7 protein-coding genes are annotated in these 11,472 nt (G+C 57.0%); 2 read left to right on the top strand and 5 right to left on the bottom strand.

Translation table 11 applies throughout. From position 1 onward, the window contains the following. Positions 1-26: 26 nt before the first annotated feature. Positions 27-1,544 (bottom strand): B12-binding domain-containing radical SAM protein, encoded by a 1,518-nt coding sequence (locus ACUVSA_RS02860; RefSeq protein WP_445893717.1) that lies wholly within the window; start codon positions 1,542-1,544, stop codon positions 27-29. Positions 1,545-2,041: 497 nt separating this feature from the next. On the opposite strand from ACUVSA_RS02860, the gene ACUVSA_RS02855 reads away from it, so the two are divergent. Next, entirely contained in the window at positions 2,042-2,599 is a 558-nt protein-coding gene (locus tag ACUVSA_RS02855) for a glycine cleavage system protein R (RefSeq protein WP_445893716.1), read from the top strand. Between the two features lie 47 nt (positions 2,600-2,646). Further along, positions 2,647-4,020, top strand: a complete 1,374-nt coding sequence (locus tag ACUVSA_RS02850; protein WP_445890916.1) for a PFL family protein — start codon at positions 2,647-2,649, stop codon at positions 4,018-4,020. A gap of 11 nt (positions 4,021-4,031) precedes the next feature. Here the strand turns inward: ACUVSA_RS02850 and cimA are convergent, their stop codons facing one another. From cimA to ACUVSA_RS02830, 4 genes are all read right to left on the bottom strand, one after another. Further along, a complete protein-coding gene (cimA, locus tag ACUVSA_RS02845; protein WP_445893715.1) occupies positions 4,032-5,639 on the bottom strand; it encodes a citramalate synthase in 1,608 nt (535 codons plus the stop codon). Positions 5,640-5,700: 61 nt separating this feature from the next. Beyond that, positions 5,701-6,768 (bottom strand): HD-GYP domain-containing protein, encoded by a 1,068-nt coding sequence (locus ACUVSA_RS02840; protein WP_445893714.1) that lies wholly within the window; start codon positions 6,766-6,768, stop codon positions 5,701-5,703. A 209-nt stretch (positions 6,769-6,977) separates the two neighbouring features. After that, on the bottom strand, positions 6,978-7,544 hold the full coding sequence (locus ACUVSA_RS02835) for a GAF domain-containing protein (RefSeq protein ID WP_445893713.1): 567 nt from the start codon (positions 7,542-7,544) through the stop codon (positions 6,978-6,980). Between the two features lie 233 nt (positions 7,545-7,777). Continuing rightward, a complete protein-coding gene (locus ACUVSA_RS02830; protein ID WP_445893712.1) occupies positions 7,778-11,413 on the bottom strand; it encodes an NAD(P)H-dependent oxidoreductase subunit E in 3,636 nt (1,211 codons plus the stop codon). Positions 11,414-11,472 lie beyond the last annotated feature (59 nt).

Here is an 11,472-nt window from a genome sequence, read left to right as displayed (position 1 = left end):
GCACAACGTGCGCTATTAGGGATGCTCTAGAAGCGCCCTTCGGACACTTCCGAATTCCTGAACATGCCTGAATGAAACAGCTTGCGAAAGTGATAGCCGTAGACCAGAACGGTCACCACATCGGCAAGGCTTGACCGATAGTGTAGGAGCGTCTCCTTGAGAAGCTTCCAGAAGCAGGATCGAGAATCCTTTGTGTCTCGAATACCCAAGTACCACAACGAACGTACAAAGGTGACAATGTCGTTCCCTGCCACGACGGCTTTGGCGCGAGGTCGATATGTTTCCAGGAACGCTTTGATGCGTTCGTAGTACATGTGCGGAGAATAAATGGTATCCATGACCCAGCGGTAGCCTTCCATGATCTTTTGTCGATCCATTTTCGGGATAAAATTCAACGTGCCCGCAAGGCTGGTGTTGTCCCCGTTGGGCTTGAAAAGAAGGCGCCCTTCGCGTTCCAGTCTTTTGTAGAGCCGCGTTTCGGGAACGGCTGTCAGCAAGCCGATCATGGCCGTCACCACGCCGGTGGATTGCACAAAGCGCACCTGCTTTTGAAAAATGTCCGGAGGATCGTTGTCAAAGCCGATGATAAATCCGCCCATGACGGCCAGGCCGTTTTCTTGAATGATGCGCACCGATTCGGCCAATGGGCGGCGCAGATTTTGGCCCTTACCGCATTCTTTGAGACTTTCCGTGGCTGGCGTTTCCAATCCCAAAAAGACCTTGTTGAACCCGGCTCGAACCATGAGCTCCATCAGTTCCTTATCTTCCGCCAGATCCACGGAGGCTTCCGTGTAAAAGCTGAACTTTCGGCCTCGCCGTTCCTGCCAACGGATGATGTGTTCCAGCACGCTCTTGACCCGGTGCTTGTTGCCGATGAAATTGTCGTCCACGATGAACACGGATCCGCGCCATTTTCTCGTATAGAGGGCTTCCAGTTCTGCAATCATTTGTTCCGGTGACTTGGTGCGCGGCTTTCGGCCGTTGAGCACAATGATGTCGCAGAACTCGCAGTTGAACGGGCACCCTCGAGAATACTGGACACTCATACTGGCGTAATCCTTGAGTCGAATCAAATCCCACAGGGGCAGGGGCGTCCGGTCCAGTTCCGGGTGCGCGTCCGTGCGATACAGGGGCCGCGCACGGCCGGCTTCCAAGTCCGCCACCAGTTCAGGAACCATCTCCTCCCCTTCCCCGATGACCACGTGGGCCACATCCGGAAATTCGTCGGCATAACCGTAAAACAAGGGACCACCGCCTACCACGGGCACCCCAAGGCTGGAGCACCGCCGTACCACCTCTTTGGTGGATCGGCGCTGGGCAATCATGGCACTCACAAACACATAGTCCGCCCACAAAATGTCTTCGTCTTTGAGCGGCCGAGTGTTCATGTCCACGACCCTTTTTCCCCAATGGTTGGGCAAAAGGGCCGCCACCGTCAAAAGACCCAGCGGCGGGAAAGCCGCTTTGCGACGCACAATGCGCAGAGCATGCCGAAAACTCCAAAACGTTTCGGCAACCTCCGGGTAAACCAAAAGGACTTTCATACAACGTCTCCTCTGAAAGGGATGACCACGGTGAGTGCATCAATACCCATGCCTGCACGGGAATCACGGCCGAAAGTCCTTAATGATTTTTGTAACAAAAAGCTGCCTTAAAAGTCGAGTGACTTTTCGTGCCGAGGATGCTACCCAGCCCCTCCGCCCCGAGCGGGTCCCGTCCGCCTCCACAGACTCGGCTCCTCGCACCCTAGAAGCAGGCCATCTGAGAGTGGCTCTGCCTTGGCGTCCTAACGAGGCCCCTCATGTCCCAACGGAGGGACCGCCTCCTGCGGTCGCGTATTCCCGGACGCGCAGGCGCGCGTCCCTCCGATGCCAGTAGCACGTTTATGATGAGGCCACCCTAACTGCACTGTGCGACCGCCGTTATCGAGCCCCCCTGAAAGCTCGGTTGCTGGGCGTTCATGAGCCATTGACTTCGCGAAGCGCTCACGTTAGCGTGCGGCTCGTCACGGGATCCCGGGCCCCAAAGGGAGGTTGAGGTCATGCCTGCCGAAAAAGTGCTCATTTCCGTACTCGGCTCGGACAGGCCGGGCATCGTTGCCGCCGTTTCTCGAGTTTTGTCCGAGAATGAGTGCAATATTGAAGATGTGAGTCAAACCATTCTTCAATCGGAGTTTGCCGGGGTTTTTATGGCCTCGCTACCTGAGGGATTGTCCATGGAGGCTCTGGAAAGCAAGCTCACGGCGCATCTCCAGCCCATGGGGCTGGCAGTTCTGCTTAGACCGGTCAAGGAATCGGAAAAATATCAGGCCCCGCCAAGCCAACCCTTTGTGATCACTACCTTCGGGCCTGATCGTTTGGGACTTGTGGCGGGAATGACGGAAATCATGGCCCGTTTCGGCGTTAACATCAAGAACCTTCGCGCGGCCTTTCGAGGGGGAAGCGATCCTCGACGCAATGTCATGATCTATGAAGTGGATATTCCTCTGCACATCGACCAGCAAGCTTTTCGCAAGGCGCTTCGTCAGAGGGCGGACGATTTGGGGCTGGATTTAAGTCTACAACATCGGGACATTTTTGAGGCTGTCCATCGCATCTGATGTTGTTCGCCGGCAGCGTTGGACACCATGCGGAGTCGATCGACGACATGCTTTCGGACCGTGAAATCCTTTCCACAGTGGAGATGCTTCGAAGCGAACACCTGGACGTGCGGACAGTGACCTTGGGCGTCAGCCTTTTTGACTGTGCCGATGCCGATCTGCACGCCTTTTGTGAAAAAGTCCGGCAAAAAATCGTTCGCTTAGCCCAAAATCTGGTGAGCGTCTGCGACGAGGTGGGAGATAAGTACGGCATTCCGGTGGTGAACAAACGCGTGGCCGTGAGCCCCATAGCCGTCGTGGGTGCTGCGTTTGGGCGGGAAGACCTGGTGAAGGTGGCTCAAAGCCTTGACGAAGCCGCTCGAACGGTTCGCGTGGACTTTATCGGCGGGTTCACAGCTCTCGTGGAAAAGGGATGCACCCATGGGGATGTCAACCTCATGGAGGCCATTCCGGAAGCGCTCGCCCAGACCCAACGCGTGTGTGCTTCGGTGAATGTGGCAAGCACCAGAGCCGGCATCAACATGGACGCGGTCCATAGGATGGGCCACATCATCAAGCGCACTGCCGACGCCACAGCCGACGCCGACGGCATCGGCTGCGCCAAACTGTGCGTCTTTGCCAATATTCCCCAAGACATTCCCTTCATGGCGGGAGCCTATTTGGGCGTCGGGGAACCCGAGGCGGTGATCAATGTGGGGGTCAGTGGGCCCGGCGTGGTGCGCAAAGCCATTGATCGAGCGCGCCGATCCAACCCGGGACTGGATTTGGGCCAGTTGGCGGAAGTTATCAAACGCACGGCTTTCAAGGTGACCCGAGTGGGCGAACTCATCGGACGCGAAGTCGCCCACAGATTGGGTGTTCCCTTTGGCGTGGTGGACTTAAGCCTCGCGCCGACGCCCAATGTGGGGGATAGTGTCGGTGAAATTTTTCAAAGCTTGGGTCTGCACAGCATCGGTGTGCCGGGCTCCACCGCCGTGTTGGCCATGTTGAACGATGCCGTGAAAAAGGGAGGCGCCTTTGCCAGCAGTTATGTTGGAGGCTTAAGCGGTGCGTTTATTCCCGTCAGCGAAGATTTAAATATCTCGGAGGCGGCCCGCAAAGGCCATCTTAGTCTGGAAAAGCTGGAAGCCATGACCAGCGTCTGCTCCGTCGGCTTGGACATGGTGGCCCTTCCCGGGGAAACATCGGCGGAAACCCTGGCCGCCATCATCGCCGACGAAATGGCCATCGGTGTCATCAATCGCAAGACCACGGCGGCTCGGCTCATTCCCGTGCCCAGAAAAAAGGCGGGAGAAAAGGCCTACTTTGGAGGCCTTTTGGGAGAAGCCACCATTATTGCCGTGCCCAACGGGGAATTGTCCGCGGAATTCATCCGCCTGGGCGGGCGCATTCCCGCCCCTGTGCAAAGCCTCAATAATTAAGAGGATGGCCTTTACTTTTCTGCAGAGCCTTTCTTTTCCTGAGCCTTTTCGGCCATGTACATCTTGTAGTTGATGCTGTCCACCAGAGCCTGCCAACTGGCTTCCAAAATGTCGTGGGAAACCCCCACCGTGCCCCAATGCTCCTTGCCGTCGTGGGATTCGATCAAAACGCGCACTTTGGCTGCCGTTCCTTCCTTCCCGGGAAGAACGCGCACGCGGTAATCGGTCAGTTCCATGCCCTTAAGTTCCGGATAAAACTTTTCCAAAGCCTTGCGCAGCGCATTGTCCAAAGCATTCACGGGTCCGTGGCCCAAAGCCGCCGTATGCTCTTCTTGTCCACCGACCCGCACGCGAATGGTCGCTTCCGAAACCGGATCGCCGTCTTCACTCATCTTTTGATCCACCACGCGATAGCCGATCAGTTCAAAGTATTTCTTGAAGCGACCCATGGCCCTGTTGATCAGGAGTTCAAAACTGGCCTCAGCCGCTTCAAACTGGTACCCTTGATGCTCCAATTCCTTGATCTGATTAAGGACTTCCAAGGCCACGGGATCCTTGGAAGAGATGGGAATGCCGAACTCCATGGCCTTGCGCTGCACGCCGGCACGCCCGGACAGGTCGGAGATGAGAAACCGCCGCTTGTTCCCCACCAAAGCCGGGTCAATATGTTCATACGTGGACGGATGCCGCTCCACCGCACTGATATGCACGCCACCTTTGTGCGCAAAGGCACTGCGCCCAACGTATGGTTGGTATCGATTGGGAGGCACATTGGCGATTTCAAGAATAAACTGGCTGACTTGCCGAAGCTTTCGCAAGTCCTCGGCATTCATACACGGTATGTTCATCTTCAGGCACAAAGCGGGAATGATGGAGCAAAGATTGGCATTGCCGCAACGTTCCCCTACCCCATTGATCGTTCCTTGCACCTGGCTCACCCCCATTTCCACAGCCGCCAGCGAATTGGCCACCGCCAGTTCTGAGTCGTTATGCGCATGAATGCCAAGCGGCGTGTCGGGAAAACGTTCCTGAACCGCCTTGATCACGCCCTGTACAAAGGACGGCAGATTGCCGCCGTTGGTGTCGCACAACACCAGGCATTCGGCGCCGCCTTCCAGAGCCTTTTCCAAAGTGGCCAGGGCATATTCCGGGTCTTCTCGAAACCCGTCGAAAAAATGCTCGGCATCGTAGAACAAGGTGGGCACCTGCGGTCTCAGAAAAGCCAAGCTATCCCGAATAATCTCCAGGTTTTTTCGAAGCGTGGTCCTCAAAGCCTCCTTGACATGCACCGTCCAGCTCTTGCCGAAAATGGTAACCACCGGCGTTTTGGCACCGATCAGGGCCTGCAGATTCGGGTCGTGCTCCGCCCGCTTTGAAGGGTGATGCGTGGATCCAAAGGCGGCGATTTTTGCTCGCTTCAGCGCATAATTTCGTATTTCCGAAAAAAACTCTTCGTCCTTGGGATTGGATCCCGGCCATCCTCCTTCAATGTAATGGATGCCCAGATCGTCCAGTTTCAAGGCTACTCGAATCTTGTCCGTCAGGGATAGATTGAAATCTTCCGCCTGGGTTCCGTCTCTCAGGGTGGTGTCGTAAAGAAAAACGTGACGTGGCGGCATTGTTCACTCCAATGCTCTGTGCACATTAACGCGCTTTTATGAAGGTTTGGGCCGGCTCTGTTCACGAGCCAAGAAATTGAATGAACTTATACAGAAGGTGGCGGTCAAAGGAAAGCCTCATCTCACTTTGCATGAGCTTCAAAGCTTTGAAAGGGGTGAGCCCTTTCTTATAAGGGCGATGCGTGGTGATGGCATCAAAACAATCGCAGATATGCAGCACGCGGGCAAAGGGGTGAATCTCGGAGCCTTTAAGGCCCAGAGGATACCCCGTGCCGTCCATGGACTCGTGATGTTGGCGCACGGCGGCCAACTGATCCGCGATCATCCTTTCCATGGACGCCAAATGCTTGTAAGCGGTTTCCGGATGCCGCCGAATGTGGGCGAATTCTTCCCGCGTCAGGGAGGCGGGTTTGCAAAGGATGCGCGCATCCACCCACACCTTCCCGATGTCATGATAGAGGCCGGCCGCTCCAAGGCGTACAACGTCTTCGGGCCGCCAGTTTAGGTGATTGGCAAAGGCCATGGCCATCATGGCCACCTGAACACTGTGCGTAAACGTCTCATAATTGTCCATGAATTGGCGATAGATGACGGCGGCGTTCACTCCGTTTGTACAAAAAAACCGAACCATGGCCTCGGCCCATTGACCCGCTTTTTCGACGTGCATTCCATCATCCACATCGCCAAGGAGACGCCGTGCTATGAATTCTCCATAATGGTAAAAGACGCGAGCCTTCTGCCCCGCGGGCGTAGCCTCATCTTCCGCAAACGCCTCCAGAATCTCATGAAAATAATCGTCCAGCTCCACCACTTCATGCGCTTCGGCATAGAGCTCGTCAATGCGCTGCTCCTTGAGCGCTTCCTTCCACGTCTCGGAATAAAACTGCCCGCGCTCCAAAACCTTGACGAATGTGGGTAGATCTTCCCCCTTGGCCATGACCGGGACATACAGGCTGCAAGGCACCATGAAGTCCGGTACCAAGAATTTGGTGGGAAAAGCCACGTAACCCAGCTCTTCAATGGTCACCGATCCCGGCAGGGACTGTTTCCGAGCCCTTCGAAGATCCAAGCCGCCGAATCCGTTTTCCAGCGCCGCAGCCGATCCCGCCATGTCCACCGCCCTGGCCATGATGGCGTCCCTCTGGGTCTTTGCGCTCCCTTCGTGCACTCCCCGGCACTTCAGAAAGCGTCAGGTGCAGAAACCTGTCCTGTGCGCACCACTCTTCATTTGATCCATCGGCAGCTTTGGGGAAATTCGTGAAAGTTTTTTTGTCATCCCATGATCTTACGCGACCACTTGAGTAGGATGAACGGCTTTTGCACCGCAAAGCTTTGGCGCTACAAGCTTCGACGGTAGCCGACGAAACGAAAGACATCGCTCATGACTTCTTCGTAGTCCTTTCTCAGCCGCTCATAAAGGCGCGCGTTCTCTATGGCGACCCCTCCCAGCTCGCCCAGAGCTTCCACAAAAGCCAGGTCCTCCTCTTGGTAATTTTTCGGCGCTTCTGTGTAAATGCGCAGCACGCCGATGACTCGACCCTTGACCTTGAGCGGCACCGAGCAGATCCCCACGATGCCTTCTTTTTTGGCCGCCTCCCCGTACTGGGCTCGAGGGTCTGTGGCCGCATCTTGGATAATCACTGTATGCCCCTGCAGGGACTCTGCCAGGCTTTGGTCGGCGTCCACGGGGCCCTTGTGAATGTAGGCGTCGCTCAAGCCGTAGCTGGCGGCCAGTTCCAGGGTTCTTCCTTTGGGATCCAGAAGGCGCACCGCGCACGCCTTGGCTCCTAAGACCTTGGGAATGGTGTGCACCATGGCCTGAAGCACGTTCTGCACATCCAAAGATCCGCTCACCACTTGCACCAGCTCTCGAAAGGCTTGGAAGTACGCTCGTTCTTTGGTCATCGCCCCCCCTTGTCGACTTTCCTTTCACGCATTCCCGCTTTTTATTGGACGGTACTTGGATTCAGCTCGCGGCCACCAGCCGGTGGTCACGCGCTCCCAACAAAATGATGTCCGCTCCGTGCCAACCGGGAACCTTAATTGCGCCGTGCGGCGCTCCTCCTGCCTCAAGCCGAAAGGATACAGCCAAACCACTGTCGGACACGTTCGCCGTTCAGGTCTTGTGGACCACACTGTCAGGCTGCCTGCCGCCATTCCATGACCACGTCCCTTTGGCCCACCTCGTAGCGGGGCAGTCCCAGAAGGCGAAGCAATCGATCCGTCATGCGACGGGACGTCGGGCGGTATTGGTCTATCTTTTCCGTTTCTTCCACGAGAAACCGCACCAAGTGTCGCTTTAATGTGAAAGCCGTGCCCTCCACATGGCGCCGCACGCCGCTGATGCGAACAATGTCCTGGCGCGTGAGCAAGCGCAAGGCTTCCAAGGCTTCAAAAAGGTCGCGGGGTCCCATTTCCGGATTTTGAAGCAGATAATGGAAAAAGGATGCCGGAAAGAAACGCAAGGCACTGGTCACAGGATTGGCGGCGGTGGTCCCGAGGCCACATTGACTCCCCGCGCGCACCACATCGCTCATGGTCCACAGTTCATGAATATCGGCCGCCCGGCCCTGCCCGGCCAGCACACGATCCAACACTCTTCCCAGAGCCCGCGTCCCTCGAAAACATGACGGGCACTGCCCGCAGGACTCTTCCGCCAGCCAATCCGTAAAATGCCTGGCCAGACGCACCACGTCGTCATCTTCCCCGATAAAGACCAGCCCGCCCGATCCCAGCATGGCCCCCGCATCATTGAAGGTGTCAAAGTCCAGCGGGGTTTGCAGCAAGTAGGCTCGGGCGCCAGTCAAGGAAAGGATGGCTCCGGACGGCCCGCCGATTTGCACGCCGGAAAGTTTTTTCCCCTCCTGAACGCCCCCGCAGATTTCGATAATATCGGCAAGGGTCTTCCCAAAACGCACTTCCACCAGACCGGTTTTTCGCACAATGCCGGCCACAGAAAAGATTTTCGTTCCACCGCTTCGCGAGGTGCCCATCCCCGCATACCAGGAACTGCCCCGCTGGATGATGACCGGCACATTGGCAAAGGTTTCCACATTGTTGAGCAGAGTCGGCTTGCCCCACAAGCCCCGCACCGTGTTGGACGGCGCCTTGATGGTCGGTTCGGCGGGCTTGCCTTCAATCGCCCGCATGATGGCCCGTTTTTCTCCCGCCACAAAAGCCCCAGCTCCCAAACGGATTTCGATATCAAAGTCCAGACCGGGAACACCGAAAATGTCTTTTCCCAAAAATCCACACCGTCGAGCCTCAAACAGCGCGTCTTCAAGACGTCGTACGGCGTCTTCGTATTCTTTGCGCACGTAAATGACGCCGTAGCGGGCACCCACGGCAATGGCGGCCAAAATCATTCCCTCCAAAACCTGATGCGGCTTTTGCTCGATGAGCGTGCGATCCATAAAAGCCCCCGGATCGCCTTCGTCGCCGTTGGCCACGATCAGCTTGATGGGGTCCTGATTGACGTCTTCCGGCTCAATGCGGCACACAGCCCGCAGCATGGCTTCCCATTTTCGGCCTGTGGGAAAACCGGCCCCTCCGCGGCCCCGTAGACGGGCGTCTCGAACCTCGGCGATGATGCGCTCGGGACTCCAGGGCGGCTCGCCTCGAAACCCCAACACGCGAAACACCGACTCATACCCCCCGGCCTGGCGATAGGAAACCATGCGCGTAGGGTCTTTGGCGCCGGCATACCCCAAAACCACGCGATCCTGAGCCGATCGAAACAACGCGTCTTCCTGCGCCGACGATGCCGTTTCGTCCACGGGCTCCTCTTCATGGGGAACACTGGAACTTTCCTCGGTGAGGACCACGCCCAGGTACGCCTGGGAAGATTCCACCACAACCACTCGGTCCGTGTAAGGACCAAGAACCACCGTGCGTTCGGGCGTTGTCAGGACCACTTGGCCGTCCATCAATCGAACGGTCGGGGGGAGCGCGGCACTCAGGATGCTTTCCTCAGTCAGCTCGGGAAGGCCAAGCCCTCGAAGCAGCCGCCGATTCTTGGCATATATGACGGCGCCGAATCGATCGGATCCGTCCACATCCCGCATCTTGAATGGAAAGACTCGAGGTATCCATCGCCCCAGCTCTTCCCTTCGCCCGTCCGAGCTTTGCACGGCCACAACCCCCTCGGCATCGAAAACCAAGGCACCGCCGCTGAAGTTCTCATCCCGAAAAGTCTCAGGCAAGGAGGGTCCTGAGCCCGCTTTGGCAAACACCTCCACATGGGCGACCCTCAGAGTCTCAAGAGGCTCGCTCACCCTTGTGGACACCAGCTTTTCCACAAGGCGCGCCACAAAGAGCTGCCGATTGGCGTAGTCCGGACCCTGAATCAGTCGATGCACAAGACGAGGAATATCCTCGGCTTTCTGGCGGCCATAAAACCGACTTCCCGCACGCACCACGGGCGCCAGATGACACACACCAAAGCAGTCCATTTCCACGTACTGGACGCCGTAATGCCCAACAGCCTCAACCTCCGCCCCGATTTCCAAGGTCAAACGCCGTGACAATTCGGGCTGACCCCTGAGAAAACAGGCCGTTCCCTTGCACACGTAAATGATAATGTCCCCCGAGGGATCGGCACTGTACTGCTTGTACGAGGCGATGACGCGAAGAACGTCCTCGGGATCCAAGCCCAAACGTTCCACAATGTTTTGGCACGCTTCCGGCGTCACATATCCAAACAAACCCTGAACCTCATGGAGAACTCGAGGCAGATAGGCCTTGGCATCCAGGCCCCTGAGAACCCGGTACATATCCTTGTCTTTTTCCCGTTCCACAAAGCACTGGACCACATCGGGTCTCAGGAAAAACGCCTTGAGCCACCACCTTTTTTCTTCGTCATCATAGGCGATGCGGTGCGAAGCGTGTTCGGGAAGCCGGTTAAACCGCTCACATTCCTGATCCAAAGCCGACATCTGCACCTTTTCATCGGCGTAGCAGGTCTTGAGAAGGCGACGGTAAGCCGCGTCGGTTTCAATCAGGTATCGAATGAAATACCGATGATGGGGATCGCCCGCCTCCATATCTTCCATGAGGTACAAAGAGGCTTTTTCCAAATCCTTGACAGGAAAGCTTCGCCCTTCTTTTCCCCAAACGGTCGTCAAGGCCTCTTCCAAATCCCGCCACAATGCCGATCCTGGCAAGTGCACCTGTTCGTCCAGGGAACGCACGCGGATCTGTTCGGCGCATCCCGTCATGGTGGCTAGAGTTTCCAGAAGCCAGGCCAGGGAATCCGGTCCCAACGGCCCCGGGCAGCGCCTGTGCTCGGGGGGCAAATGCCGCACCCACTGCAGACCGCCCAGTCCGCCCCGCGCCTCACTGATCAGCCCCTCCATGACGCCTCGCCATCTATCATCGGCAGCTGCCATGACCCGATCCAAGGATTCCAAAGCCCTCGCCACATCTTCGGGAATCTTTGAACCGGACGCCTGCAGGTATTCCAGGATCATGTCGATGATGTCCTTTTCGCGCCAGTCTCTTCGTCCCAAAGCTTCGTGAACCAACCGCACGAAACGGTTTTCACGGTCAGGTCCCCACGGCCCTGCGCCCTGCGACTCAAGTTCGGCAATGAACGTCGCAAGGCTTTCCGCTACGTCTTTTAAAAGTAGCCGCAGCTCGTCGAGTCCCGATCGAAGCACCCTCACCACCCTCGCCAACGGCCAAAGGTCTTCCGGCAAGCGGCTATCCCGAACCGGTCCCGCATGGGCCAAGGCGGCGTGAAGGCGTTCCAACCACCCGGCCGGATCGCACGTCATTCGAGGATGTATCGGCTGGTAAGCGTTCATGGTCTTCTCTCCACGGTCGAAGTTTTTAT

This window comes from Desulfosoma sp. (assembly GCF_052743555.1).
The sequence above is the reverse complement of the archived record's forward strand: the minus strand, read 5'-3'. Positions and strand labels throughout refer to the sequence as shown.